We start from the raw sequence: 25,448 nt of genomic DNA, 5'->3' as shown, positions 1-25,448 counted from the left end.
GTCGCCTCCGGTGCGCGGCAGTGTGTCAACGCGCGCAGGGTTGACGCCGGTTGGCGCGTAAAGAGGGGTGAGACCGGCACAGCGCACGGTGGATCCAGGGGGGCGAGCGGCGCATGGGGGCTTTGTTCGCGGACGGCCAGGACCGGGACGGGGACGACGTACGGTGGGCGGACCGGGCCGCCCCGGGGCCGGCCGCCTGGCGCGGGCTGCTGGCCGAGCCGGCGCTGGCCCGGCTGCTCGGCCGGCCGCTGGTGGACGACGCGCTGGACGCGCTGGACCGGTTGGTGCCGCCGGAGATCGCGGTGCATTCGCTGCGCACCTTCCTGCTGGCCGACGCCTACGCCCGGCGCCACGGTGTCGGCTACGACGCGCCGGGGCTGCTGGCCGCCGCCGCCTTCCACGACACCGGACTCACCGGTGCCGCCGCCGGACGGGGTCCGTTCCCGCGCCGTTCGGCGGCGGTGCTCGACCGCTTCCTGGTGGCCCACGCGGTGGGTGAGGCCCGCCGGCGGGCGCTGGTGCGCGCGGTTTCCGGACACATGCGGCCGTGGCCGGGGCGGGGCGCCGGCACCGAGGCGCGGCTGCTGCACTTCGGGGCCTGGCTCGATGTGACCGGGCGGGGCGGGCGGCAGGTGCCCGGTGAGCGCCGCCGGCTGGCCGCGCTCGCCCCGACGCCGTGGTTCCCGCTCACCTTCACCGTGCGGCTGGCCGCCTGCCGGCTGCACCGCACGGCGCCCGGGCCGTCCGCCGCGGGCCGCCGGACGACCGCTTGACCGCCGCTTCCCGTGTCGTGAAAGGACCGAGACATGCAAGACGACCAGCGTGTGTTCGATGTGGCCGTGATCGGCGGCGGCATCGGGGGGACGATGCTGGGAGCCATCCTGGCGCGCCATGGCGTGCGGGTGCTGCTGCTGGAGGGAAGCGGCCACCCCAGGTTCGCGATCGGCGAGTCCACCGTGCCGGAGACCACCTTCGGGCTGCGGGTGCTCGCCCGGCGCTACGACGTCCCGGAGATCGAGCACCTGGCCACCAACTCGGCGCTGCGCCGCAACGTCTCCTCCAACTGCGGGGTGAAGCGCAACTTCGGCTTCGTCTACCACCGCGAGGGGGAGCCGACCCGGCCCAAGGAGTGCACCCAGTACCCCACCTGGGGCCCGCCGTTGGGGCCCGACTCGCACTACTTCCGGCAGGACGTGGACGCCTACATGTTCCGCGTCGCCGTGGAGTACGGGGTGACCGCGTACACCCACACCCTGGTGGACGACGTGAAGTTCGAGGAGGACGGGGTCACCCTCGTCACCCGGGAGAAGGGCACCTTCCAGGCGTCGTACGTGGTGGACGCGGGCGGGATGCGGGCCGTGCTGCCGGAGCGGCTGGGGCTGCGCAAGGAGGCGCCGTACCGTACGCGGTCGCGCACCATCTACACCCACATGGTCAACGTGCTGCCGTTCGACACCGTGGGGCCGCCGCGCAAGCAGCACGGGATGCCGAGCCCGTTCAGCGAGGGCACGCTGCACCACCTGTTCGAGGGCGGATGGTTCTGGGTGATCCCCTTCGACAACCACTCGGGGTCCACCAGCGGGTTGTGCAGCGTGGGGCTCAACCTGGACATGGAGCGCTATCCGCGGCCGGCCGAGGTGGCGCCGGAGGAGGAGTTCTGGCAGCACGTGCGCCGGTTCCCGTCGGTGGCGCGGCAGTTCGCGAACGCCCGGGCGGTGCGGCCGTACGTGGCCACCGACCGCACGCAGTTCTTCTCCGACCAGGTGGTCGGCGACCGCTGGTGTCTGATGCCGCACGCCAGTGACTTCATCGACCCGCTGTTCTCCAGCGGGCTGGCGGTGACGGTGATGGCGCTCAACGCGCTGGGGCACCGGCTGATCGACGCGGTGCGCAAGCAGGACTTCGCCACCGAGCGCTTCGACTACCTCCAGGTGTGGATCAAGCGCATGTTCGCCTTCTACGACGACCTGGTGTCGTGCAGTTACATCTCCTTCGACGACTTCGAGCTGTGGAACGCCTGGACCCGGGTGTGGACGCTCACCACGCTGTACGGCACCAACGGGCAGAACCAGGCGGCGGTCGAGTTCGAGAAGTCCCAGGACCCGGCGGTCTTCGCCATGCTGGAGCGGGCTCCGTACCGGGGGCTGCAGGGCGCCGACAACCCGTGGGTGGAGCAGATGTTCACCCGGTGCCGGGACACCATGCTGGCGTACCGGGCCGGTGAGCTGAGCCGGGAGGAGACGGTGGCCAGGCTCTTCCACGCCATGCGGGAGAGCGGGCTCTCCCCGGCGGTGTGGGGCACGCTCGACCCCGAGGACCGGTGTCCGGCACGGGCGTTCACGATGTGGCCGCTGATGAAGCTGCTGGTGTGGGGGAAGTTCTTCGCCCCGCGCCATGTGCGCGGCAAGTACCTCACCGGCGGCGCGGGGCTGGTCGGCCGGGAGGCGGTGCAGGCGTACGCCGCGGAGCTGCGGCACGGCTCGCGGCTGGTGAACGAGACGGTGCGCGACATGTGGTTCAACTGGAACCGGGACTGGGCGCGCAAGCCGGCCCCGCGTACCACGGGCGAGCCGCCGCGCTGAGTGCGGTGGCGGCCCGGCAGGCCGGTGACACCTTCCCGGTGTCACCGGCCTGCCGCCGGATAGGTCCCTCGAAAGACTGAAAAATAAATATGGAGAGATGACCACGCCGGGGGCGGTAATACACGCCGGGAGACGATTTCACCGGCTCTCTCGGAAACATTTCCGGATGCCCTCCGGAACAGCACCGAGGCGATTCCCGGGACACCTCATTCGAATGAGCGTAAGCCGGAAGACCACGGTTTGTCGACGCGACACCCCGGGTAGGAAATGCCCGGCGACCGACGGAGTGAATCACCGGTCGTGGACATCCTGCCCTTTCGAGACATCGGGCCACGATTGACATGGAGTTGCGAAACCCCGCACGCCGGTCCCCCGCCGAATGCTCCTGGGAGGACATCTTCCAGCATCAGGAGCGTCTCATGCGTCTGGTACGCCGAAGACTGCCGAATTCCGCGGATGCCGAGGACTGCGTTCAGGAGACCATGATGCGTGCCGCCGCCCACACCACGCTGGACCGTCAGCGCCTCGGCCCCTTCCTGACCTCGGTGGCGATGCGGCTGTGCATCGACTTCTACCGCGACCAGGACCGCCGCAAGCGGCTGCTGCAACGGGCCGCCGTGGTGGACGAACCGGAGACCCCCGAGGAGGGCGTGTGCGACGAGGATTTCGGCAGATGGCTGCTCCAACAGGCGCAGCTCCTGCGGGGAAGGGAACAGCAGGTAATACTGGCGCGCGCCGACGGCATTTCCACGGCGGAGTTCGCCCGCATCCACAAGATTTCCGTGAAGGCGGCGGAAGGCGCGTTCACCCGAGGTCGGGCACGACTTCGGATGGCCTGCGCGAAGGCATTGGAAGGCGCCACTGGATAACCGCCGGCGGAACCCCTTCCGCACAGTGGGTCCCGGTCCGCCCGGGATTTATTGCGCGGGACCAGAAAACAGCCCGGAAGGAACTTGTCCCATGGCATCGAACAAAAACACGCAGGAAACCATCAAGGACTTCATCGGCAACATTACGGACAGCTACAAGCTGGCCTTCGACGAAATCCTGAACCGAGCGGGCACGACCAGCGCGATCGGCGGTCAGAACCAGTCCGGGGCGAACGCCCTGCAGTCGATGGCCGGGCTGCCGCAGAACGTGGTGGGCGCGCTCACCGCGCTCGGCGCCAACCCGCTGGCGTCGGTGGCCGGGGCCGCGGCCCCGCTGACCGCGCTGGCCGGCCAGGCCGCCTCCGGCGCCGCCTCGGCGGCCAACCCGCTCGCCGCGCTCGGCGGCGCGGGCAACCCGCTGGGGGCGCTGGCCGGCGCCGCCAACCCGCTGGGCGCCCTCGGACAGGTGGGCCACCTGGCCGGCAGCGCCGGGCAGACGGTCGCCGGGCTCGGCGAGTCGGTGCAGGCGCTGGCCACGCTGCCGCAGAAGTTCAACCAGCTGGTGGACATGGTGGCGCAGCTCACCTCACTGGTGCAGCGCATCCCGGGGGTCGGCGGGCCGGCCCAGCCCGGCCAGCCCGGCCAGCCGCCCCAGGTCTGACCCCGGCCGACGGTGTCCCGCCCGGAGCGACCACCGGGCGCAAGTGAACTCGACCGCGAAGGAGGCTCGCCACGGTGGCGTCTGTTGTCGGCGATCGGCTGCGTGTGGTGGTGAAGGTCCTGGGCAGTCTCGTCAGCGACGAGGTCGGCCAGGTGACGCGCGAACGCCGGCGGGCGAAGCGGGACGACCGGGCCCCGGCGGAGGCGGAGGAAGCCGCCGCCGGGGCCGACCAGCGGCGCGCCAAGGCGGTGCGCCACGCGCTGGAGAGCCTCGGTCCGTTCTATGTGAAACTCGGTCAGATCCTGTCGACCCGGCCCGACATGGTGCCCGAGGCGGTCCGGGCCGAGTTGCAGAACCTCCACGACCAGGTGGACGTCCAGCCGTTCTCGGTCTTCGAGCCGGTGCTCGCCCGGGACCTGGGGCCCGACTGGAAACTGCGCTTCGACGACATCGACACCCTCGCCCCGCTGGGCGCCGCCTCGCTCGCCCAGGTCTACCGGGTCGTGCTGCCGGGGGGACGCGCCGCGGTGGTGAAGATCCAGCGGCCCGGGATCCGCGAGAGCGTCTTCGCCGACATGGCCATGATGCGCCGGGCCTCCCGCGTCCTGGCGAAGGTGGCGCCCCGGTTCAACGAGGTCATCGACGTCGAGGCGATGCTCGGCGCGGTCTTCGACGCGATGGAGCCGGAGCTGGACTTCACCGGCGAGGCGCGCAACATGGACGAGGCACGCGCCCATGTGCGCCGTTATCGCACCCTGTCGGTGCCCCGGGTGGTGCACGCCACCCCCAGGGTGCTGGTGCAGTCGCTGGCGCCCGGGGTCTCCGTACGCCATCTCGACCGCGGTCTGTTCACCGACTCCGAGCGCATCGAGATCGGCCGGGACCTGCTGCGCTTCATGTACCGCGGTTACTTCGTCGACCGGGTCTTCCACGCCGATCCGCACGCCGGCAACGTCTTCGCGGCGCCCGGCGGCCCGGCCACCCTGATCGACTGGGGCATGGTGGGCCGGCTGGACCGGCGCACCAGCCTGCAACTGCTGCCGCTGTTCATGACGTTGGCGCAGAACGACGGTCACGGACTGGCCCAGCACTGGGCGGAGATGGGACGGATCACGGCGTGGTCGGACATGCCGGCGTTCGCCGCCGACATGGCCGCCTTCGTGCCGAAGGTGTCCCATCTGTCGCTGGAGGACCTCAACTTCGGGGTGTCGCTCACCACGGTGCTGCAGAAGGCGTCCCGGCGCGGGATCGGCTCGCCGCCGGCGGTCTCGCTGCTGGGCAAGTCCTTCGCCAACCTGGACGGTTCGGTGCGCTGCCTGGCACCGGAGATCACCTTGCCGGAGGTGTTCAAGGGCGAGGTGCCGGGCATCCTGCGCTCGCTGACCAGGGAGTTGTTCTCCGGCGCCCAGATCGCCCGGACCACGATGGAGTTGATGCTGGCCGCGGTCGCCGGCCCGGAGCAGATGCGCAGCGTGCTGGCGGATCTGTCCAACCGGCAGCTCGCCTTGCAGGTGCACGAGCCGCGTACGCCGGCGGCCAAGGGCGGTCAGCGTCCCGTCCGGCCGTCGGTCGGCATGTTCGCGCTGGGCGCGCTGGCCCTGATGGCCGGCCGCCGGGGCGCGCGCTGAGGCGGCCGTGCGCCGTTCCCGTTCCTCTTCGCCGAAAGGACCACCATGCCGGAGAGCCCCGTACCCCTGTCGCCACCGGAGATCCTGATCCGCCCGGAGGCACTGTGGACGGCGGGCGCGCACGCCCAGGAGGCGAACCGCCCGACGCCGTTGGTGCACGATCCGTGGGCCGCCGAGTTCCTGGCGGCGGCCGGGTTCACCGGGGGGCCGCCCGGGAACGGGCCGTTGCAGCAGCTGCTGCCGGACTGGATGGTGGTGCGCACCCGGTTCTTCGACGACTTCCTGCTGGCCGCGGCGGAGACCGGGCGGCGCCAGGTGGTGCTGCTCGGCGCCGGCCTCGACGCCCGGGCTTTCCGGCTGGAGTGGCCGGACGGGGTGCGGGTGTTCGAGGTGGACGACGCGTCGGTCTTCGCGCTGAAGGAACGGGTGCTGGGCGGGCGGCGTCCGCCCCGGGCGGAGCGCACGGTGGTCGAGGCGGACCTGGCGGCCGACTGGGGGCCGGCGCTGATCGCCGCCGGGTTCGACCCCGCGCGGCCCACGGCGTGGCTGTGCGAGAGCCCGTTGTACTTCCGCGAGCCGGACCAGGTGGCCGCGGTGGCCGCGGTGATGGCGGCGCTCTCCGCGCCGGGCAGTACGTTCTCCGCCGAGTGCGTCAACGCGCGGGCCGCCGGTTCGCCGTTCGTGGCGCCGTTCCTGACGTCGCTGGCCTCGCGCGGGCTGGGGTGGCACTGGCAGATCGGTGACCCGGTCAACTGGTGGGGCTCGCTGGGCTGGGCCACCCAGGTCGCCGATCTGTTCGCGCTGCCGTACGCCATGGAGCGGTTCGCCACGCTGCTGCCGTTCCTGACCAAGGCCGGTGCGGCCAAGGTGGTCTTCCTGGTCACCGGCGTGCGATGAGCGCTGCGACGCGAAGGTCCCGGGGCGTGATCGCCCCGGGACCTTCGCGTCGGCCCGCCGCGCGTCAGCCGGTGTGCGCCTTGTCCAGCTCCAGCAGCGACGCCAGCCACAGGTCGGGGATCTCGTCGGCGGTGGGCAGCGCCCGGTCGTGGACGAAGGTGAACCGGGCGTTGCCGCCGCAGCCGGTGAGGACGGCCACGCACATCACGCCGGCGATGGCGTCGGTGAACACGGCCGCGTTGACCACCGGATCGCCCTGGTACGTGAACGGGTCGCCGAGGTTGACGCCGCTGGTGACCGCGGCCACCGTCGAGCCGTGCACCATGCGCTTGCCGAGGTTGGCCGCGATCCGCCGCGGGGTGGCCGTCATCAGCAGCCGGGTGGCGTCCCGCTGTCCGCTGCGCCGCAGCCGGGCGGTGCGTGCCATCACCGCGGCCAGCGCGCCGAACGGCGAGTCCTGGTCGCACGGGAGCAGCAGCCGGGCGGTGACCATCCGGTTGCCCGGGGCGTGTTCCTCCCCCGCCCGGCGCACCGACATCGGCACCACGACCGGCAGCGGCGGATGGACGGCGCCGTTCTCCTTGGCGTGCCAGGTGTGCACGGCGTGGGCGAGCGCGGCGAGGTAGACGTCGTTGACGCTGCCGCCGACCGCCCGGCCGATGGCGCGCAGCCGGGCCACCGGGGTGTCGACGTGGCAGACCTCGGTGACCCCGGTGGGGCGGGCGGCGAACGCGGGCATGGGGCCCGCGTCGCGGAAGGCGGCGGCGACGTATCCGAGGGTGTCCAGGAAGCCGCGGGCCCGGGGCCGGGAGGGACGGTGCGCGGGCGGCCCGCCGCCGGGTTCGTCGGCGAGCAGCGCGCGGACGGTGTGCGCGGCGCCCGCGCCGTCCTGGAGGGCGTGCGGCGCCCGCAGCACGACCCGGTAGCCGCCCTCGGTGCCGTGCACCAGCCACAGGTCCCAGGGGGGTCCGTCGAGACCGGGCAGCGGGCGGGAGAGCATCCGGGTGGCGATGTGCCCGTCGTCCAGCGGGCCGGGGAGCGACAGTTCGCGGACGTGGCGGGTGAGGTCGAGGCGCTCGACGCGTTCCAGCGCCCGGCGGGAGGTGGTGACCCGGCAGCCGAGCACCGGGACGCGCCCGGCGCGTTCGGCGACCCGGGCGCGCAGCGCGTCCAGGGTGGGCGGCGGACCGGCGAAGTTGAGCATGAACACGGTGGGCAGCGTCTTCTCCCCGCCGCTTTCCAGGAAGGCCAGGTCCGCCGCGCCGAGCGGCACGGTCCGTGCGGTGCGGGGCTGTGGGTGCATCGCGGCTCGCTCTCTGGTTGCCGGTTTCGCCGGGTCGGGTGGGTCGAAGTGGCCGGGGGCGCTCAGCAGTTGCGCCGGGCGGCGCGGCCCGCGGTGGCCAGCGCGGCGCGCAGCAGCGGACGGGCCGGGGCGGGCAGCGGCAGGCGGGGGGCGCGGGAACGGTGCCAGGGCAGCGGTCCGCCCGGCTCCGGGCAGCCCTCGCCGAGCAGTTCGCCGGCCAGGTGGGCACCGTGCGCGACCGACATCGCCAGGCCGTGGCCGCAGCAGCCGCCGACGTACCACACCCCGGGCCGGCCGGGCACCGGGCCGACCACCGGCAGGCCGTCCAGGGTGTGGCCGATGCGGCCGGCCCAGCGGTGGGTCACCGGTACCCCGGCGAGTTCGGGGTGGAGTCCGCGGACCCAGCCGGCCAGCCAGGCCCAGGCACGCCCGCGGGCCCGGTCCGCGTGGCGGGCGTCCGGGTCCGGGAGGTGGGTGACGGTGCCGCCGCCGGCCACCAGGCCGCCGTCCGGCAGCAGCCGGAAGTAGGGGGCGAGCGGCATCGCGTCCACCACCGAGAGGGCGCCGCCGCCCAGCGCCTTGCGGGCGGCGGGCGGCAGCGGCGCGGTGGCGATGGCGTAGACCTGCAACGGCAGCACCGTGCCGACCGGCGCCCCGGCCGCGGCGGCGGCGCCGACGGCGAGCACGGCCTGCCCGGTGCGCACGGTGCCGTGCGGGAAGACCAGCCGCGTGCCGCCGGGACGTCCCGCGCGCACCTCGCGCAGCGGGCTGGCGCCGTACAGGTGCACCCCCTTGGCGGCGCAGGCGGTCGCGAGGGCGCGGGTGAGCGCGGCCGGGTCGAGGGTGGCGGCGTCGCGGTACAACAGGGCGGCGGTGTACGGCGGTTCGAGGCGGCGGCGCAGCGCGGTGCGGGTGAGCACCGGCACGTCGAGGCCGAGGGCGCGGTAGGCGTCGGCCTGCCGGGTCAGCGCGATGAGTCCGCCGGGCGAGCGGGTGGCCACCAGTTGCTCTCCGGGGCGGACCCCTCGGCGCACCCCGAGGCGGTCGCACAGGTCGAGGACGTCGGCCACCGCGCGCAGGCTCGCCTGGTACATCCGGCGCGCGGTGGCCGGGCCGTAGCGGCGGACCGCGACGTCCACGGCGGGGCCGGCGCGCGGTCCGAGCAGCCCGGTGCCCCGGCCGCTGGCGCCGGCCCCGGGGTGGCCGGCATCGACCACGGCGATGTGCAGCCCCGGGGCGCGGTGGGCGAGGTGGTAGGCGGTGGAGAGCCCGGCGAGACCGGCGCCGACGACGGTGACGTCGGCGCCGGTCTCGCCGGTCACGGCAGGCAGCGGGGACAGCGCCGGGCCGCCGTCGTCCGGCACCCAGCAGGGGGTGCCGTCCGGGGCTGGGGTCATCCGGCCTCGCCCCCCGTGGCGCCGGTGAGCGTGCCGAAGCGGCGGTCGTGCCACAGCAGCGGGCGCCCGCCGCCCACGTGGACCGCGGCCACCCGCCCGACCACCAGGTGGTGGTCGCCGTACCGCCGCACGTCGGACAGGAGGCAGACGGTCCACGCCAGCGCGCCGGAGAGCACCGGGACGCCGAGCACCTGGCGGCCCTGGGCGCCGGCGAACCGTTCGGCGGCGGTGGCGGCGGGGTCGGCGAACCGGGCGGCGAGGCCGCTTTGCTCCTCGCGCAGCAGGTGGACCGCGAAGGAGCCGTTGCCGCGGATGGCGGTCAGCGTGCGGGAGCCGTTGCGCAGGCAGGCCAGGAGCAGCGGCGGGCGGGCGGAGAGCGAGGTGACGGCGGAGACCGTCATGCCCAGCGGTCCGTCCGGGCCTCGGGCGGTGACCACGGTGACACCGGCCGCGAGTTTGGCGTACAGCCCGAGGCAGCGGGCGGCGTCGGGGCCCGGCTCGGCGTCCAGCGGGTCCCAGCCGGGTCCGTCCGCCGCGGTGGCCGGACGGTGGCCGGTGGCGGCCTCAGCCACGAGCGGCGACGGCGGGTTCACCCTGCGCCTCCTCGACGATCTCGGCGCCGGTCAGCCCGTGCAGGATGCGGGCGATGTTGGTGCGCAGGGTGGATTCGGCGACCGGGTCGATGATCTCGGACAGGGTGGGGATGCCCAGGTCGAAGTCGGCGGCGAAGGTGATCAGGGTGCCGCCGTCCCGGGGGGCGCAGTGCCAGCTGCCGTTGAAGACCTCGAAGTCGCCGGTGAGCTGTTCGAAGGTGATGGAGAGCGTCTCGGGGGAGAACGCGTCCCGTTCCCGCCAGCGCATCAGCCCGTTGCGGAACGAGACGGTCCACTCGGAGACCACCGAGCCGTCCGGCAGCGGTGCCTGGACGAGCACCTCCCGTACGGTGTCGGTGAGTTCGGGGTACCGGCGGAAGTCGCTGATGCGCTCGTAGGCCGCGGCTGGTTGCAGCGCGTGGGCCATCGCGTGCAGGACCACATGGCGCATGGTGTGCCTTTCTGGGGTGCGGTGGGCCGCCGGGTGGGCGGCGGGGACGGCGTGCTGCGGCGAGTTCAGCCGGGCAGCCGGGCCGCGGTGACGCGCAGCGCGTCGGCGAAGGTGGTCAGGAACAGCTCCACCGCGGCGTCGTCCACCACGGCGGGCGGGGTCAGCCGCAGCACGGTGGTGGAGTTGAGCGAGTGGTTGACCAGCACGTCGCGGCCGACCATCTCCAGGACGAGTTCGCCGACCGCCTGTTCGCGGTGGAACTCGATGCCGATCAGCAGCCCCTTGCCGCGTACCTCGCGCACGAGCGTGCCGAGGTGGGGCGCGCACACCTGCCGTACCCCGGCCAGCAGCCGCTCGCCGAGCGCGGCGGCGCGGGCCACGGTCTCCTCGCGCACCATGGTCCGCACGGTGGCGAGCGCGGCGGCGCAGGCGATCGGGGAGGCGCCGAAGGTGGAGGTGTGCAGGTACGGGTCGCGGCTGAAGGGGGCGTACGCCTCCTTGGTGGCGGCCACGGCGGCCACCGGGACGACGCCGCCGCTGAGCCCCTTGCCGATCAGCAGCGCGTCCGGCGCCACCTGTTCGGCGTCCACCCCCCACCAGCTGCCGAGGCGGCCCATGCCGGTCTGGATCTCGTCGACGATCAGGAAGGCGCCGTGGTGGCGGCAGAGCGCGGCGACCTCGGCGAGGTAGCCGGGGGGCGGGATGCGTACCCCGCCCTCGCCCTGCACCGGTTCCAGCACGAAGCAGGCGCGCTCCCCCAACCGGGCGAGCACGGCGGCGAGTTCGGCGGCGTCGCCGTGGGTCACCTCGGTGACGCCGGGGAGCAGTGGCCGGAACGTCTCCTGGTACTTGGGGTTGGCGGTGACGCTGAGCGCGCCGAACGTCTTGCCGTGGAAGCCGCCGCGGGTGGTGACGATGGCGTCGTGGCCGCCGGCCCGGGCGAGCTTGAGCGCGGTCTCGGTGGCCTCGGCGCCGGAGTTGACGAAGTGGATGTGGTCGAGTCCGGGCGGGGTGTGGGCGGCCAGCGCCTCGGCGGCGTGGGCGGCCACCGGTTCCAGGAAGACCCGGGTGGCCAGCGGGTGGGTGTCGATCTGCCGGTGGACGGCGGCGACCACGGCCGGGTGGCGGTGGCCGAGCAGGAAGACCCCGTAGCCGCCGAAGTCCAGGAAGCGGCGGCCGTCGTCGGTGTGGACCCACGGCCCGCCGGAGCCGACCTCGGCCATGCCGCCCAGTACGGTGCCCATCACGGCCCGGCCGCTGCCGAGGTGGCGGCGGTACAACTCGGCGACGTCGGGCCGCGGTTCGCCGGCCGCGGCCGGTGCGGGTACGGCGGCGGGGCGGACGGGGGCGCTCACGAGGCCATCTCCCGCACCCCGGCGCCGGCCGCGACCCGGCGGTCGAGCAGTCCGGGCCTGCCCTCGGCCCAGCTGTCCACGTTGCGGCGCAGCGCGGCGCGGATCGCGGCGTGGCTGGGGCGCCGGCCGATGCCGTCGACGCCCATCGAGGAGTCGAAGGGCAGCTCCCGCTGGAAGACCAGCAGCAGTTCGGCGTAGTAGCGGAAGCGCTTGCGCATCGTCTCGGGCAGCGCGGTGCCCTCCAGCATCGGCAGCAGCAGCCGGTGCACCGCCTCGACCGGGATCAGCCGTGGCGAGGGAGGTTTGGGCAGCCCGTTGTCGACCGCGAACTCCTGGCAGACCTCGACCACTTCGCGCAGCAGCGGTGCCTCCTTGCCGGCCGTCAGCCAGTACTCGCCGCCGGTGACGCCGGCCCGGACCAGGTCGCCGGTGGCGCGGGCCACGAAGTCCTGCGGCACCATGTCCACCCGGGCCTCCGGGGCGCCCGGCAGCACCGGCACCTGGCCGAGGACGATGGCGCCGAGCGCCTTGGTGAGCCCTTGCTGGCCGGCGATCCGGCCGGTGCCGGAGTCGCCCATGACGACGGAGGGGCGCAGGATGGCGCCGGGCTGCCCGCTGTCGCGCACCATCTGTTCGGCCGCGGTCTTGGAGGCGAGGTAGGCGGCGGCGCCGGGGAAGCGTTCCCGGTCCTCCTGGCCCAGTTCGCTGGCGACGAAGGCGGTGCTCATGTAGTAGAACGGCGCGTCGGCGCGGGCGGCCAGCTCCAGCAGGCCGGCGGTGCCCTGGGTGTTGGTGTGCCAGATGTCCTCGGGCGGGGTGCGCCAGTTGGTCTGGGCGGCGGAGTGGAGGACCACGTCCACCTCGGTGGCGAGCTGGTAGCGCTCGCGGGCGGTGAGCCCGAGACCGGGGGCGACCAGGTCGGCGCCGACCTCGCGGACCCGGGGGTCGGCCAGCGGCCGGTGGTGGCGCAGGCAGACCAGGTCGAAGTCGCGGACGAGTTCGTCGATCAGCGCCCGGCCGAGCACCCCGGAGCCGCCGGTGAGCAGCAGGGTGGGGCGCCGGCGGCCGGGCGCCGGGTGGGGTGACGCGGTGGTGGGACGCAACGGGTACGTGGACATGGTGTGGTTCCCCCTGCGGGTTCGCGGTGTGGCCCGGTGCCGCGGGCGGGACGGTGTGCGGCGGCCGGGCGCGGGCGTGGGGTCAGGCGATGGACAGCGGCCGGTCGGCGAGGTAGTCGGCGAGCGGGCCGGTCATCCGGGCGCGGGACGGCGGGTGGAGGGCGAGCCCGTGGGCGCAGGCGGCCAGGTGGCCGATCTCGTCGGAGGTCATGAAGTTGAGCCCGCCGAGGAGTTCCACCGCGCGCGGGACCACCCGGGCGATGGTGTCCTGCACGGTGTAGCGCACGAACAGGGCGTCGACGAGGGTGGATTCGTCCGGGCCGCCCTCGTCCACCCGGCGCGCGATGCCCTCGGCGGCGGCCATCGCGCCCTCGGTCTCCACCAGCAGCCGCACCCGCTCGTGCTCGGGGATCTTCTCGTTGAGCAGCACCCGTTCCACCACGGCGCTGGCGGCGCCGAGGTAGCTGCCGGTCATCAGCATCTGGAACCAGACCAGGCCGGCGGTCTGGAGGTCGTCGAGCTGCTGTCCGGCCGGGGCGGCGGTGCGCACCAGCAGTTCCGGCGGGACGACGACGTCGGTGAGGGTGACCTGTTCGCTCTCGGCGCCGGCCAGGAAGGAGCTGGACCAGAAGTCGCTGACGGTGAGCCCTTCGCTGTCGGCGGGCACCAGCGCCACCGCCAGCTCCTCGCCCTGGCCGTCCTCGCGCGGCACCATGACGCTGGCGGTCAGCAGGTCCATGGAACGGGCCAGGCTGCACGGGCGTTTGACGCCGCTGATGCGCACCCCGTCCGGGGTGACCCGGGCGGTCATGGTGGGGTCGAGGATGCCGGTGCCGGGGCGTCCCTCGGCGAAGCCGGAGGCGACGATGCGGTTGCCCGCCGCCACCCCCTCGATCAGCATCCACTCCAGTCCGTCGCCGCTGTTGCCGTCCCCGAGGCCGACCAGGGTGGCCATGGAGAAGTGGTGCATGGTGGTGGCCACCGCCAGCGACGGGGAACGAGCGCCGATGGCCCGCTGCACCCGCAGCGCGTCCAGCGCGGTGGCCCCCTTGCCCTGGTGGGACTCGGGCACCAGCAGCCCGGGGCCGCCGCCGGCCCGGAACAGCTCGATACCGGGGCTGCGCGGGCGTTCCAGCTCCATCAGCGGCACTTCCCGCAGCCCGGCGTCCAGGTCGGGCAGGAGCTTGGCCAACGCGGTGCGTTCGCGGTCGAGGAATCGCATAACCGGACGTCCTTCCGGCAGTGGGGACCATGGGCTGAAGGGCCTTGGGCGACCTGGGGCCCCGGGGCGGCCGGCGGCGGTGGGCGGGGCCGGCCGCCGCGCGGGTCACAGCGCGTTGGTGGCGCGCAGCAGGCGGAGCACCGCGGTCAGGCTGGGCCGGCCGCGGAAGGCGATGTACTCCGGCAGTACGGCGTGCGGGGCCCACTTCTCCTTGTAGTCGAGCTGGCTGGCGGCCGGGTAGACGGCCTTGCCGTGCTCGGCCAGCAGCCGTACCACGCGGGCGAACGTGCGGCTGGCGCCGGGGAGTTCGCAGGCCGGGTCGAGGCCGGTGAAGGGGGTGAAGCCGAAGTGCAGCCAGCCGGCGCCCTCCTCGGTCATCCGCTCGATGGCGGTGGCGTTGACGGCCTCCATCACCCCGGGGGGCGCGTCGGGCCGCCGCCGGCTCAGGTCGTGCAGCCAGCCGGGTCGGCTGCCGAAGACCGGGGAGTAGTTGATGTAGCACACGGCCGAGCCGTCGATGCGGCCGACGAAGAGCCGCCGGTGGCGTTGGAGCGGACCGGTGCGCTGGCCGACCAGGAAGCGCAGCTCCTTGGCGTGTCCGCCCTTGTCCCGCAGCCAGCACCGGTCGATGGCGTCCAGCTCGGCGGTGTCGTCGCCGACCTCGGCCTCGGTGACCTCCAGCCCGGCGCGGCGGGCCCGGGAGATCTTGTTGCGCAGCCGTACGAAGGGTGAGCCGCGCAGGGTGAAGCGGGTGAGGTCGACGGCGTAGGAGGCGCCGAGCTGGTTGACGGTGAAGCCGCGTGCCGCGTACAGCTCGGCGTCGTCGCGTTGCAGCTGGACGGCGACGAGCCGGCGGCCGGAGTGTTCGGCGAACGCGTCGAGCAGCGCGGCGCGGTCGCCCTCGGCGGCGAACGGCCCGCCGAACTGGAACACGTGGCGCCCGGACTTCAGGTAGGCGCACGCGCCGTCGAAACGGCCGTCCTGGAAGTATTCGTTGCCGCTGTTGAGCGCCAGGAACGCGCTGGGGTTGTCGCTGTGCACGGCGAGGGTGTCAAGCACGGACGGCATCGGCGCCCTCCGCGAGGTCACGGCGGGCACCGGTCGGTGCCGTACGGTAATGGCGCTCGAATTCCGTGTAGGCCGGGTGCTTTTCCGGTTCGAAGGAGATGCCGAACGGTTTGAGGGAATTCCCGAACAGCGCCCGGTCGCCCATGAGATGGATCGGCAGCGCGAGCAGCGCCCATTCCGGTTTCACCAGCAGCGCCCAGCCGGCGGCGATCGCGGTGGCGGTCACCAGGCTGTGCATGAGGTTGTAGGCCACGTAGTAACCGCGGCCGATCCGCCCGTCGGAGCTGCGCCGGAAGGCGATCGCGCCGGGCAGGTAGCCGATGGCGTCGATTCCCGCGAACAGCCCGGCGAAGACCGGCCAGCGGATGTCGGTCAGATGGCGGTAGGCGAGCACCAGCGAAATCACGAGCGCGGTCAGCCATTCCAGTCTGGAGAGCCGGAAGGTGACCTTTGTCTCAAAGCGGTTCTTCGCATCCACGACGGCGCTCCAGGGATGTCGCGGCAGGGGCGGGCTGCCCGGCATCGCCGCCCCCACCAGGATGTCTTTTCACCCCTGTTTACGCACCAGGGTGGCCAACCCCTCGTGGAATAAGCCGACTTGCCTACCGGTGCCACCGGGGCGCGGAACGGTACGCCGGTCGGGTCGCCGGTACGCCCGCGCCGGGCCGGCCCGTCAGGCGGGCGCGGTCCGCCCGGTGGCCGTGGGGCGGCGCAGCCGGCGGGCCTGCCGCAGGAGGCGTTCCTCGGCGGCGGGGAGCGCCTTGGGGGCGAGGACGGCGGCGCCGAGGGCGACGGCCACCCCGGCCCAGGCCACCGGGCCGAGCGGGGTGCAGCCGAAGAAGTGGCTGACGCCGGGGGTCTGCACCAGCGCGGCGAGCACGACGGCCGAGCCGAGGACGGTGCCCAGCACCAGCGGGCTGCGCCGGCGTCCCACGACGGTCTGGGCGAGCTGCGCGCCGACCAGGCCGCACAGCGCCATGGTGCTGGTGCGCCGGGCGGAGCCGGGGGTGAGGGTGCCGATCAGCCAGGCGGTGGTGGCGCCGAGCGCGGCGATCACCCCGCGCCGCCGGATCTGCCGGGTCAGCGGTGCCCCCAGCGCGGCGACCCCGGTGCCGCCTGTGTCCCCGGTGCCCTCGTCCGGCCCGGGGCGGTCCTGCGGGGTGACCGCGAGCGCCATCGCCGGGAACATGTCGGTGAGCAGGTTGACCAGCAGCAACTGCCGGGTGGACAGCGGTGAGGCGCCGGAGAGCAGGGTGCCCAGCACGGTGAAGCCGACCTCCCCGGCGTTGCCGCCGAGCAGCATGCTGACAGCGTCGGCCACGCTGTGCCACAGCGCCCGGCCCTCGGCCACCGCCTCCAACAGCGGCAGCAGTTCGTCGCCGGTGAGCACCAGGTCGGCGGCGTTGCGGGCGGCGGCGGAGCCGCGGGCGGCGATCCCCACGCCGATGTCCGCGGTGCGGATCGCGGCGGCGTCGTTGGCGCCGTCGCCGACCATGGCCACCACCCGCCCGGCGGCCTGGAGGGCCTCGACGACCTGGAGTTTCTGTTCCGGGGCGACCCGGGCGACCACGTCGCAGTCGCGCAGCAGCGCGGCGCGGCCGTCGCGGTCGAGGGCGGCCAGCCGGTCGCCGGTGGCCACGGTGACGTCGGGCGGCCAGCCGAGGGCCACGGCGACCGCACGGGCGGTCTGCGGGTGGTCGCCGGTGAGCATCACGGGGCGCACGCCCGCCTGCCGCAACGCGGCGATCAGCGGCGCGGAGCCGGCCCGCGGGGCGTCGGCCAGGCCGATGAAGCCGAGGAGTTCCAGGTCGGCCAGGGGTTCGGCGAGCACGTCGGCGGCGGGGCGCCGGCCGGCCGCGCGCCGGGCCACCGCGATGATGCGCAGCCCCTGCCGGGCCAGTTTCTGCACGACGCGTTCGGGGTCGGCCGCCGTCCGACGGCAGGCGGGCAGGACGACTTCGGGGGCGCCCTTGACCACCAGCAGGGCGGCGGCGTCGCCGGGGCGGCCGACCGCGGCGGCGTAACCGCGGCTCGCCTCGAAGGGCTGCTGGGCCAGCGGGTGCCAGTCGGGGTCGGGCGGGGCGGCGGTGAGCACGGCCTCGTCGGTGGCGTGGGCGTGGGCGCCGGTGTCGTCGGCCTTGCGCGGGCAGGCGCGGGCGGCCGGCCGCAGGACGGCGGCGGCCCCGGCGCCGGATGGCGCGGTGGTGCCGTCGGCGGTGACCACGGTGACGACGTGCAGCCGGTTCTCGGTGAGGGTGCCGGTCTTGTCGAAGCAGATGGTGTCCATCCGGCCCAGCGCCTCCAGCGTGCGCGGGGCCCGTACCAGGACGCCGTGCCGGCTCAGCCGGCGGGCGGCGGCCATCTGCGCCACGGTGGCCACCAGCGGCAGCCCTTCGGGGACGGCGGCCACCGCGACCGCCACTCCCCCACCCACCGCGTCCCGTACCGGACGGCCGCGCAGCAGGGAGAGCCCGGTGACCACCGCGCCGCCGGCCAGGGTGAGCGGCACCACCTTGGACGTCAGCCGGCGCAGCCGCACCTGGACGCCGGCCGCGGCCGGGGCGCGGGCCGCCAGGGTCGCCGCCCGGCCCGCCTCGGTCTGCTCCCCGGTGCCCACCACGACGGCCCGGGCGCGGCCGGCCACCACGGTGGTGCCCTCGTAGACCATGCACCGGCGGTCGGCGACGGTGGCCCGCGGGGTGGCCGCGGGGTGTTTGGCGGTGGGCAGCGATTCGCCGGTGAGCGAGGACTCGTCCACCTCCAGGCCGTCCGCCTCCAGCAGCCGGCCGTCGGCGGGGACCACGTCGGCGGTGCCCAGTTCGATGATGTCGCCGGGGCGCAGCCGGGCGGCGTCGACGGTGGTGGCGCCGGCCTCGCCCACCCGGCGGGCCTTGCGCCGCTGGCCGACCGCGAGCGCCGCCAACGCCCTCTCGGCGCGCAGCCGTTGGACGCCGCCGACGGTGGCGTTGATGCCGAGGGCACCGGCCACCAGGAGGGCGTCGATGGTGGAGCCGAGCAGCGCGGAGGCGGCGGCGCCCACGGTGAGCACCGGGGTGAGCGGGTCGTCGAGTTCGGCCCGTACGGCGCCGGCCAGGTGGGCGGTGATCCGTACCGGGGTGAGGACCGGCAGCCGGGCGAGGGCGCCCGCGGCGCCGGCCGCCTTGGCGCGGACGGCGGCCGGGCCGCTGGGCGGCCGGGGGGCGACGGCGGCGATCCGGTCGAGCGCCTCGGCGGGTTCCAGGGCGTGCCAGTGGACGCGGGGGCGCGGGTGCGGCACCGGGCGGGTGGCGACCGTCAGCGCGGCCCGCCAGCCGGACAGCAGGGCGGCTGCCGCCGCGGCGTTGACCGGGCTGAGCCGGAAGCCGGCCGGGCGCGGGGCGTGGTGCGGGCGTCTGCCGCGGGTGATGACCAGCAGTTCGGACAGGGCGGCGCCGGCCTGCGCGAAGATCCTGGCGTGACGGCTGACCGTGCGGGCCGCCGGCACCGCCGTCAGCAGCCGCCAGACGCCCTGGAGTCCGTCGAGCGCGAGCAGGTCGGCGTCCCAGAGCACGGCGCTGTGCTCGTCGGTGACGGCCACCGCGAGGTCGGCGCGGAGCAGCCCGTGGCGCAGCCGGTCGGCCTCGGGGTCGAGTCCGGCCCGGCCGGGGGCCGGATGGCGGGCGGCGGGCACCCGGGCGACGGCGAGCACCACGTGTCCCTGGCGGTGCAGGCCGGCCACGATCTCGTCCAACGGGCGTTCCGCGCCGGCCACTTCGTCGGCGAGGGCGCGGAAGTCCTCCAGCGCCGGGTCGTCGGCGACGATGACCCGCAGTCCGGCGCGGCGGGCGGCGCCGAGCACGGCTTCGGCGCGGGGGTCGAGTTCGCGGCCGACGAGTACGGTGCCGACGTCCTCGCCGGCCGCGGTGGCGATCATCAGGCCGGTGGCGTCCTCGGCCGGCAGCGGGCCCGCGTCGGGCACCGGGCGCAGGTCCAGCGCGGGGCCGGCGCCGTCCGGTGGCGCCTCGCCGGGTGGCCGCAGCGCGGCGGTGGCCGCCTGCCACAGCCGGTCGTGGTCCCAGCCGGGCACGTTGGGGTGGACGTCGAGCACGGTGCGCCGGGTGCCGCGCAGCGCCTCGGGGTGGAGCACCACGGTGTCCACGCACTCCAGCCGCCGCAGCCGGTCGGGGTCGCGGACGAGCACCCCGTCGCGGGCGAGCGCGGTGCCCAGGGCCGCGGTGAAGGCGGCCGGGCCGTAGCGGGCGGCCTTGGGCGATCCGGCCAGCACCGCCTCGGCGGCCTCCGCCATGTCCCGGGTGAACAGCAAGGTGGTGGCGGCGCCGACGACGCTGCCGGTGACCGCCTGGTCGGCGTAGGTCTCGCCGGGGAGCGCGGCCAGCGGCGGGCGGGGGTGGCCGGTGGCGGGCGGGCTGGTCCGGTCCGGTACGCAGACGGTGTCGTGGGCGGCGTCGAAGGCGGCGGCGCGGGCCACCGCCGCGGCGAGCTGGCTGCCGCGCAGCGCCGCGTCGAGCAGCAGCGCGGTGGGAGCCTGCCCGATGCCGTGGGCGGCGGCGTTGACCGCGGTGAGGGCGAGGTCGGCGCCGGCCGGGCCGAGCAGGCCGGCCAGCCGGGAGCGTACCCGGGAGTCCTCACGCGCCAACGTGACCAGGGCGGTGACCAGCCGTGGCGCGCTGCGCAGATGGGCGGTGCGGGCGGTGAGGGCGGCGGCCACGCCGGCCGCGTCGCAGGCGAGGGCGGCGACCGCGGCGCGTACGTGGCGTACGTCGCCGGGGTGGACGGGGCCCTCCTCGGCGCGGTCCTCGGGCTGGTCGAGCTGGTGGTCGGCGGCGAGCCGGCCGGCCCGGTCGGCCACGCGGTCGGTGACGGCGTCCTCGGTGACCTGGACGACCAGCCGGCCCAGGCCGCCGTCCCAGTAGGCGGTGAGGACGTCGGGGTGTTCGGCCAGGAGCGCGGCGACCTTCCGGGCCCTGTCCTCCAGAGCGTGGGCGACCTGCGGGCGGGGCCGCAGCGGGAACTGGAGGCGTTTGCCGGCCTGCCAGGGGCCGCCCGGCCCGGCCAGCGCCTGGCGGGCGACCCGGCCGACCCGCACGGCGGTCGCGGTGGCCGCGGCGGCGCCGCCGACCGTGGTGCGCACCCCGGTGCCGGCCAGGTCCACCGCGGAGCGCACCGCGGCGCCGGCCGGGGGCACCACCAGCCGGGCGGCGTGCACCGGCGCGGAGAACGCCAGGTCGAGCCCGACGACGGGCAGGCGCGTGAGCAGCCGTGGAAGCATGTGCCACCTTCGGGTCACCCGGACGCCGTGGGGTCGGCGGGGCCGGCGGATGGGGGGTCAGCCGTGGTGTTTGGCGCGGGGTTTGGAGGACCGGGCGGTCTTGGCGGAGGGCTTGACGGTGCGGGCGGGGCGGGGCGCCTCGTCCGGGTGCGCGGTCTCGTCCTCGGGGTGCGGCTGCACGGTCTCGCGGGCCTGCGCCACGGTCTCGGCGACGTCCCCGGCGGGGGTGGTCTGCCGGGGGCGGGGCTGGGTGAGCCAGACCACGGCGGCGCCGGCCGCGGCCACCGGCCACTCGACCACCCCGACGGCGCCGAGCACACCGGCCCCGGCGTAGGCGGCGATGCGCCGGGTGCGCGGGGAGACCGCGGAGACCTTGTCCAGTACGCCGCCGAGCGCCGAGGTGACCGAGGTGGCGCCGGGTACGTGCGACACGGTCGAGGCCATGGCGCGCACCGGGCGGGTGAGGGTCGCCGTGGCCGACGGCCGGTCCTGCGCGGTGGTGGCGGTGGCGGTGCCCGTGGTGTCACTGTCACTCATGGGGGTCTCCGATCGCGGCTCGGGGACGGTGGCGCGGCGGCGGCCGTCGCGTTGTCCACCCTCTATGCCCAGATTATCGGCATATGTCACACCGCACGTCATGCGGATGCCCCCGCGCGACCACCCCCGGGGGATACCGGGCGGCGACCTCACGTCTTGTTTGCTACATTGCGCAACCAGGCAATTTCCGGGGTCCGGTGGCGGGCCGGCCGATGGGGGGAGCGTCACTGATGTCACGGGAACGGTTACGCCGGATCCGCGAGACCAATCTGCGGGTGGCCGCCGCGGTCGCCGACATCGAGGGGCTCTACACCGCGCTGCTGGCCACCCGTGATCCGGCGGTCCGCGCCGAGTTGCTGGGCGCCCTGGCGCTGGCCGGCCGCCGGCTGGCCCGGGTCGCCACCGTCCCCGCCGCCCCGGTCACCCCGCCGCTGCTGCCGCGCTCCCGGCGGATGCGGCGCCGCGCGCTCGCCGCGCGCGGCGCCGACTGGCTGGCCGCCCGGCTCACCGGCACCGACCGCCAGGGGCGGGGGTGAGCCGGGGCCGGGCGGGGGCGCCTCACCTGTCGCGGCGCGGCCCGATCGCGGGCAGCCCGTCGTCGTCCCCGGTGCCCCAGCGGCTGTGGGAGCCGCCCACGGTGAACGCCACCGTGCCGCTCCTGCGCAGGTCGTCGGTGGTCAGCCAGGTGGCCGGCCACGACCGGTCGCCGACCCGCACCGAGCGCACGTAGCGGTTGGTGTCGGAGACGCCGGGCGCGGTGACGGTGAGCTGGCCGCCGGGGTAGTACGCCGGGTCGAGGGCGAGGTCGATCCGCTCGAACGCGGGCGTGCTCAGCCCCCACACCGGCGTACCGGGCTGCACCGGGAAGACGCCGATGGCCGAGAGCACCGCCCAGGCCGACATGGTGCCCATGTCGTCGTTGCCCGGGATGCCGTTCGGCTTGTCGCCGTAGAGCGCGAGGGCGGCCCGCACCACGTCGGCGCTCTTCCACGGCTCGCCGGTGGCCAGGTAGGTGTAGGGCGCCAGCAGGTCGGGCTCGTTCTGCGGGTTGTAGGTGTTCTGGTGGTAGTAGTCGAACGGCCCGTGCACCCACACCGTGCGGGCGGTGCCGGAGGGGTCCTTCAGCAGCCGGTCGTAGCCGAAGAAGGCATCGAGCCGGGCGTTGGCCCGCTTCCGGCCGCCGATCAGGTCGACCAGTCCGGGCAGGTCCTGCGGCACCAGCCACATGTACTGCGCCGCGGTGCCCTCGTGGAAGCCGACGCTGTCCTTGGGGTCGGCCGGGCCGGTGAAGGCGCCGCGGGCGTCACGGGCCCGGAACCACCCGGTCCTGCGGTCGAACAGGTTGCGGTAGTTGTGTCCGCGGGCCAGGAAGCGCTCGGCGTCGGCGTCGTGGCCGAGGTCGTGCGCCATCGCCGCGAGCGCCGCGTCGGCCAGCGCGTACTCCAGGGTCGCCGAACCGCCCTGGACGGGGTCGTAGTCGCCGGGCTTGTGGGCGGCGTGCGGTTCCAGCGGCACGTAGCCGTCCTTGAGGTAGCGGGGGTTGCCGCCGCGTCCCTCGTAGGGCGAGGAGGCCGAGGGCACCGAGTCGGCGTTGCGCTTGAGCGCCGTGTACGCCTCCTCCTCGTGTCCCTTGAGCAGCCCCTGGGCGTAGGCGTCGGTCAGGTACGGGGTGACCGGGTCGCCGGTCATGACGTTGGTCTCCACCGTGGCCAGCCCCCACTTGGGCAGCCACCCCTGCTGGCTCACCTTCAGCAGCGACAGCGCCATGTCGCGCGCCTCACCGGGGGCGAACAGCTCCAGCAGCCGCGCCTGGGTGCGGTAGGTGTCCCACAACGACCAGTTCTGGTAGTAGCGGAACCCCCGCGCGCGGTGGACGCGGCCGTCCCAGCCGCGGTAGTCGCCGTTGACGTCGTCGGCGGCGTTGGGTGACAGCAGCGCGTGGTAGAGCGCCGAGTAGAGCATGCGCCGCCGCGACTCGGTGCCGCCGCGCACCCGCAACCGGCCGAGCCGGCGCTCCCATTCGCGGCGGGCGTTCTCGCGCACCGTGTCGAAACCGCCGCCGCCCTCGCGGTCCAGGTTGCGCCGCGCGCCGGCGGCGCTGACGTAGCTGAGCGCGGTGGTGGCGGTCACCGTGCGGTCGGAACGGGTGTCGAAACGCAGGTAGGCGCCGCGCCGCCCGCCGCCCGCGGTGTGCCGCGAACCGGCGGTCACGGTACGGCCGTTCCAGGTGCCGTGGGCGGTGAAGGGCCTGCTGAAGCGGGTGATCGCGTACAGCGTGTAGGGCCGGGTGTCGGCGCAGAAGCCGCGGCCGGTGACGGTGGTGGCCACGGTGCGGTCGTCGAGCACGGTGACGCTGCTGGAGGTGACCTTGTGCAGCGCCTGGCCGGTGTTGACCAGGACGTTGGCGGTGCGGGTGGCCGGGAAGGAGTACCGCTGCCGTCCGGTGCGCGCGGTGGCGGTCAGCTCCGCGGTGATGCCGCCGTAGGAGGTGAGGCGGACCCGGTAGTAGCCCGGGGTGGCCCGTTCGGAGGCGTGCGAGAAGGAGGCCGCGTAGTCGGCGTAGTCGGTGGAGGTGACCGGGCCGGTGGTGGGGAGCGTCGGCAGGTCGCCGCCGGCCCCGCAGCCGACCCCGGACAGGTGGACCATGCTGAAGCCGCGGATCCGCTTCTGCGCGTAGTCGTAGGCCCGGTAGTGGCCGGAGGCCCGGCTGCGGGGGCCGCCGTAGACGTACCCGGCGAAGTAGCCGGTGTCCGGGGAGACCTGGGCCATCCCGAAGGGCACCGCGGCCCCGGGGAAGGTGTTGCTGTCACTGGCGGTGCCGACGAACGGGTTGACCAGATCGGTGACGGATCCGGCGGCGTCGGCGGCGGGCAGCGGCCCTGCCGACCCCACCAGCAGCACGACCGTGGTCGCGGCCACCAGCGGGGTCCACAGGCGTGAGTGGAAAGATCTCATCCCCTTACGATGGGTGATCGCGCACGCTGTTTCGGTGACGACACGGGGTGCCGCCGCGTGTCGGGTCGCGCCCCGCGCGGTCAGGCGCCGGTGGTCCCGGGCAGCGGCGGCAGCCGTTTCTCGTAGAGCCAGGGGGTGAAGAGCGAGCCCAGCTCGCGGCCGGCGTGGTGTTCGGCCAGGGCGATGAACTCGGCGGTGCCGGCGCTGCGGTGGCGGTATTCACCCGCCCAGGCGCGCAGCGTGGCGAAGAAGCGGTCGTCGCCGACGGTGGTGCGCAGCGCGTGCAGGGTGCAGGCGCCACGGGTGTAGACCCGGTCGTCGAAGATGCGGTCGGGGCCGGGGTCGCCGATGCGCAGCCACTGCGGGTCGTCGTCGAGGTCGGCCCAGTGTTCGGCGGCGTGGGCGGCGGCCGGGCGGTCGCCGGAGAACTCCCACCACAGCCACTCGCCGTAGGTGGCGAACCCCTCGTTGAGCCAGATGTCGCGCCAGTCGGCGAGGGTGACGCTGTTGCCGAACCACTGGTGGACCAGCTCGTGGGCGACCAGCCGCTCGCTGCCCCGCCGGCCGTCGAGGTGGTTGGTGCCGAACAGGGAGAACGTCTGGTTCTCCACCGGGTCGTCGAGTTCGGCGTCGACCACCACCGCCCCGTACACCTCGAACGGGTACGGCCCGAACAGGTCGGTGAAGACCCGGGTCATCTGCGGCTGGCGGCCGAAGTCGTGGTGGAAGAGGGCGGCCAGCCGCTCCGGGAAGGCGTTGCGGATGGGCACGCTGCCGCCGTGCTGGGAGTGGAGGACGTAGCTGCCGATGCCCAGGGTGGCCAGGTAGCTGGCCATCGGCCCGGCGTGTTCGTACGTCCACCGCTCAGCGCCGGAGGGCATCGGGCGGCGGTCGGTGAGCACGCCGTTGGCGACCACCTGGAGGCCGGCCGGGACGGTGACCTCGAAGCGGTAGGCGGCCTTGTCGGCGGGGTGGTCGTTGCACGGGTACCAGGAGGGGGCGCCGACGGGCTGGCTGGCCACCATCACACCGGTGGGGTCGGCCTCGTCGTAGTCCCAGCCGATCTCGCCGAAGGCGGCGGTGCGCAGCGGCTTGGGCCGGCCCCCGTAGCGCACCTCGGCGTGGAACGGGCGCCCCGCGCGCAAGCCCCCCTCCGGGGTGATCCGCAGTTTGCCGCGGTGGTGCCGGAAAGGCACCGGGGCGCCGTCGAGCAGCACCTCGGAGACCTTGAGCGCGGAGGAGAGGTCGAGGTCGGCACCGGGGGCGCCGGCGCCGTGCGTGGCGGTGATCCGGGCGACCGCGTCCAGCGTCCGGCGGTCGGGACGGTAGGCCAGACGCAGGTCGTACTCGGCGACGTGGAGTTCCGGATCGCCGTGCTCGGCGAAGTACCGGGTACCGGGCGGAACGTGGTGCCGCCGTGGCCAGAACCTCATCTCGTCGTTGCTCCTACCCGCGGCGTCGGCGGCCAGGCCCAGGGCCGGCAAGGCGATCATCCCGGCCAGGAAGGCCCGGCGGGTCGACGTCGACATGGACACGCTGTGGA

General features: G+C 74.7%; 20 protein-coding genes. 7 read left to right on the top strand and 13 right to left on the bottom strand.

The features are described from left to right. Nucleotides 1-113 precede the first annotated feature (113 nt). From SCATT_RS26515 to SCATT_RS26490, 6 genes are all read left to right on the top strand, one after another. A complete protein-coding gene (locus SCATT_RS26515) occupies nt 114-773 on the top strand; it encodes an HD domain-containing protein (protein WP_014146303.1) in 660 nt (219 codons plus the stop codon). Between the two features lie 33 nt (nt 774-806). Next, the gene (locus SCATT_RS26510) at nt 807-2,582 is read left to right on the top strand and encodes an NAD(P)/FAD-dependent oxidoreductase (RefSeq protein ID WP_014146302.1); all 1,776 of its coding nucleotides are present in this window, start codon (nt 807-809) and stop codon (nt 2,580-2,582) included. Nucleotides 2,583-2,923: 341 nt separating this feature from the next. Then, on the top strand, nt 2,924-3,451 hold the full coding sequence (locus SCATT_RS26505) for an RNA polymerase sigma factor (RefSeq protein ID WP_014628738.1): 528 nt from the start codon (nt 2,924-2,926) through the stop codon (nt 3,449-3,451). Nucleotides 3,452-3,542: 91 nt separating this feature from the next. After that, entirely contained in the window at nt 3,543-4,112 is a 570-nt protein-coding gene (locus SCATT_RS26500; protein ID WP_014146300.1) for a hypothetical protein, read from the top strand. A 74-nt stretch (nt 4,113-4,186) separates the two neighbouring features. Further along, on the top strand, nt 4,187-5,740 hold the full coding sequence (locus tag SCATT_RS26495; RefSeq protein ID WP_014146299.1) for an ABC1 kinase family protein: 1,554 nt from the start codon (nt 4,187-4,189) through the stop codon (nt 5,738-5,740). Between the two features lie 45 nt (nt 5,741-5,785). Beyond that, nucleotides 5,786-6,637 (top strand): SAM-dependent methyltransferase, encoded by an 852-nt coding sequence (locus SCATT_RS26490; RefSeq protein ID WP_014146298.1) that lies wholly within the window; start codon nt 5,786-5,788, stop codon nt 6,635-6,637. Nucleotides 6,638-6,701: 64 nt separating this feature from the next. On the opposite strand, the gene SCATT_RS26485 is transcribed toward SCATT_RS26490, so the two are convergent. The 11 genes from SCATT_RS26485 to SCATT_RS38835 form a co-directional block, all read right to left on the bottom strand. Then, complete coding sequence (locus SCATT_RS26485) at nt 6,702-7,940, bottom strand: wax ester/triacylglycerol synthase domain-containing protein (protein WP_014146297.1); 1,239 nt, start codon at nt 7,938-7,940, stop codon at nt 6,702-6,704. Between the two features lie 62 nt (nt 7,941-8,002). Further along, complete coding sequence (locus tag SCATT_RS26480; RefSeq protein ID WP_014628737.1) at nt 8,003-9,337, bottom strand: NAD(P)/FAD-dependent oxidoreductase; 1,335 nt, start codon at nt 9,335-9,337, stop codon at nt 8,003-8,005. Then, nucleotides 9,334-9,930, bottom strand: coding sequence for a flavin reductase family protein (locus SCATT_RS26475; protein ID WP_014628736.1), 597 nt, complete (start codon nt 9,928-9,930; stop codon nt 9,334-9,336). Before SCATT_RS26475 ends, SCATT_RS26480 begins: the two co-directional genes overlap by 4 nt. After that, a complete protein-coding gene (locus SCATT_RS26470; RefSeq protein WP_014146293.1) occupies nt 9,902-10,381 on the bottom strand; it encodes an SRPBCC family protein in 480 nt (159 codons plus the stop codon). The genes SCATT_RS26475 and SCATT_RS26470 overlap by 29 nt, the downstream gene beginning before the upstream one ends. A gap of 65 nt (nt 10,382-10,446) precedes the next feature. Then, nucleotides 10,447-11,736, bottom strand: coding sequence for an aspartate aminotransferase family protein (locus tag SCATT_RS26465; RefSeq protein WP_014146292.1), 1,290 nt, complete (start codon nt 11,734-11,736; stop codon nt 10,447-10,449). Beyond that, entirely contained in the window at nt 11,733-12,854 is a 1,122-nt protein-coding gene (locus SCATT_RS26460; protein WP_014146291.1) for an SDR family oxidoreductase, read from the bottom strand. The genes SCATT_RS26465 and SCATT_RS26460 overlap by 4 nt, the downstream gene beginning before the upstream one ends. Before the next feature lie 82 nt (nt 12,855-12,936). Continuing rightward, nucleotides 12,937-14,076: an acyl-CoA dehydrogenase family protein gene (locus tag SCATT_RS26455; RefSeq protein WP_014146290.1), complete on the bottom strand. Its 1,140-nt coding sequence runs from the start codon at nt 14,074-14,076 to the stop codon at nt 12,937-12,939. Nucleotides 14,077-14,181: 105 nt separating this feature from the next. Beyond that, nucleotides 14,182-15,144: a bifunctional lysylphosphatidylglycerol flippase/synthetase MprF gene (locus tag SCATT_RS26450; RefSeq protein WP_014146289.1), complete on the bottom strand. Its 963-nt coding sequence runs from the start codon at nt 15,142-15,144 to the stop codon at nt 14,182-14,184. Further along, nucleotides 15,128-15,622, bottom strand: a complete 495-nt coding sequence (locus SCATT_RS26445; protein ID WP_014628735.1) for a hypothetical protein — start codon at nt 15,620-15,622, stop codon at nt 15,128-15,130. Before SCATT_RS26445 ends, SCATT_RS26450 begins: the two co-directional genes overlap by 17 nt. 195 nt (nt 15,623-15,817) lie before the next feature. Next, nucleotides 15,818-20,413: a cation-translocating P-type ATPase gene (locus SCATT_RS26440; RefSeq protein ID WP_014146287.1), complete on the bottom strand. Its 4,596-nt coding sequence runs from the start codon at nt 20,411-20,413 to the stop codon at nt 15,818-15,820. Nucleotides 20,414-20,470: 57 nt separating this feature from the next. Continuing rightward, nucleotides 20,471-20,950: a hypothetical protein gene (locus SCATT_RS38835; protein ID WP_014146286.1), complete on the bottom strand. Its 480-nt coding sequence runs from the start codon at nt 20,948-20,950 to the stop codon at nt 20,471-20,473. Between the two features lie 230 nt (nt 20,951-21,180). On the opposite strand from SCATT_RS38835, the gene SCATT_RS26430 reads away from it, so the two are divergent. After that, nucleotides 21,181-21,486, top strand: coding sequence for a hypothetical protein (locus SCATT_RS26430; protein WP_014146284.1), 306 nt, complete (start codon nt 21,181-21,183; stop codon nt 21,484-21,486). A gap of 22 nt (nt 21,487-21,508) precedes the next feature. Here SCATT_RS26430 and SCATT_RS26425 read toward each other — a convergent pair whose 3' ends face one another. Both SCATT_RS26425 and SCATT_RS26420 read right to left on the bottom strand, forming a co-directional pair. Further along, nucleotides 21,509-23,905 carry a GH92 family glycosyl hydrolase gene (locus SCATT_RS26425; RefSeq protein ID WP_202446747.1) on the bottom strand — a complete coding sequence of 799 codons (2,397 nt, stop codon included), beginning with the start codon at nt 23,903-23,905 and terminating at the stop codon, nt 21,509-21,511. A gap of 80 nt (nt 23,906-23,985) precedes the next feature. Next, nucleotides 23,986-25,434 carry a M1 family metallopeptidase gene (locus SCATT_RS26420; RefSeq protein ID WP_202446746.1) on the bottom strand — a complete coding sequence of 483 codons (1,449 nt, stop codon included), beginning with the start codon at nt 25,432-25,434 and terminating at the stop codon, nt 23,986-23,988. Nucleotides 25,435-25,448 lie beyond the last annotated feature (14 nt).

This window comes from Streptantibioticus cattleyicolor NRRL 8057 = DSM 46488, from assembly GCF_000240165.1.
Taxonomy (GTDB): Bacteria; Actinomycetota; Actinomycetes; order Streptomycetales; family Streptomycetaceae; genus Streptantibioticus; species Streptantibioticus cattleyicolor.
The sequence above is the reverse complement of the archived record's forward strand: the minus strand, read 5'-3'. Positions and strand labels throughout refer to the sequence as shown.

Bases quoted from the DNA above. Each gene is read 5' to 3' on its own strand.
- SCATT_RS26515 (WP_014146303.1), top strand. From the start codon at position 114: ATGGGGGCTTTGTTCGCGGACGGCCAGGACCGGGACGGGGACGACGTA.
- SCATT_RS26510 (WP_014146302.1), top strand. From the start codon at position 807: ATGCAAGACGACCAGCGTGTGTTCGATGTGGCCGTGATCGGCGGCGGC.
- SCATT_RS26505 (WP_014628738.1), top strand. From the start codon at position 2,924: ATGGAGTTGCGAAACCCCGCACGCCGGTCCCCCGCCGAATGCTCCTGG.
- SCATT_RS26500 (WP_014146300.1), top strand. From the start codon at position 3,543: ATGGCATCGAACAAAAACACGCAGGAAACCATCAAGGACTTCATCGGC.
- SCATT_RS26490 (WP_014146298.1), top strand. From the start codon at position 5,786: ATGCCGGAGAGCCCCGTACCCCTGTCGCCACCGGAGATCCTGATCCGC.
- SCATT_RS26485 (WP_014146297.1), bottom strand. From the start codon at position 7,940: ATGCACCCACAGCCCCGCACCGCACGGACCGTGCCGCTCGGCGCGGCG.
- SCATT_RS26480 (WP_014628737.1), bottom strand. From the start codon at position 9,337: ATGACCCCAGCCCCGGACGGCACCCCCTGCTGGGTGCCGGACGACGGC.
- SCATT_RS26470 (WP_014146293.1), bottom strand. From the start codon at position 10,381: ATGCGCCATGTGGTCCTGCACGCGATGGCCCACGCGCTGCAACCAGCC.
- SCATT_RS26460 (WP_014146291.1), bottom strand. From the start codon at position 12,854: ATGTCCACGTACCCGTTGCGTCCCACCACCGCGTCACCCCACCCGGCG.
- SCATT_RS26455 (WP_014146290.1), bottom strand. From the start codon at position 14,076: ATGCGATTCCTCGACCGCGAACGCACCGCGTTGGCCAAGCTCCTGCCC.
- SCATT_RS26450 (WP_014146289.1), bottom strand. From the start codon at position 15,144: ATGCCGTCCGTGCTTGACACCCTCGCCGTGCACAGCGACAACCCCAGC.
- SCATT_RS26440 (WP_014146287.1), bottom strand. From the start codon at position 20,413: ATGCTTCCACGGCTGCTCACGCGCCTGCCCGTCGTCGGGCTCGACCTG.
- SCATT_RS38835 (WP_014146286.1), bottom strand. From the start codon at position 20,950: ATGAGTGACAGTGACACCACGGGCACCGCCACCGCCACCACCGCGCAG.
- SCATT_RS26430 (WP_014146284.1), top strand. From the start codon at position 21,181: ATGTCACGGGAACGGTTACGCCGGATCCGCGAGACCAATCTGCGGGTG.
- SCATT_RS26425 (WP_202446747.1), bottom strand. From the start codon at position 23,905: ATGAGATCTTTCCACTCACGCCTGTGGACCCCGCTGGTGGCCGCGACC.
- SCATT_RS26420 (WP_202446746.1), bottom strand. From the start codon at position 25,434: ATGTCGACGTCGACCCGCCGGGCCTTCCTGGCCGGGATGATCGCCTTG.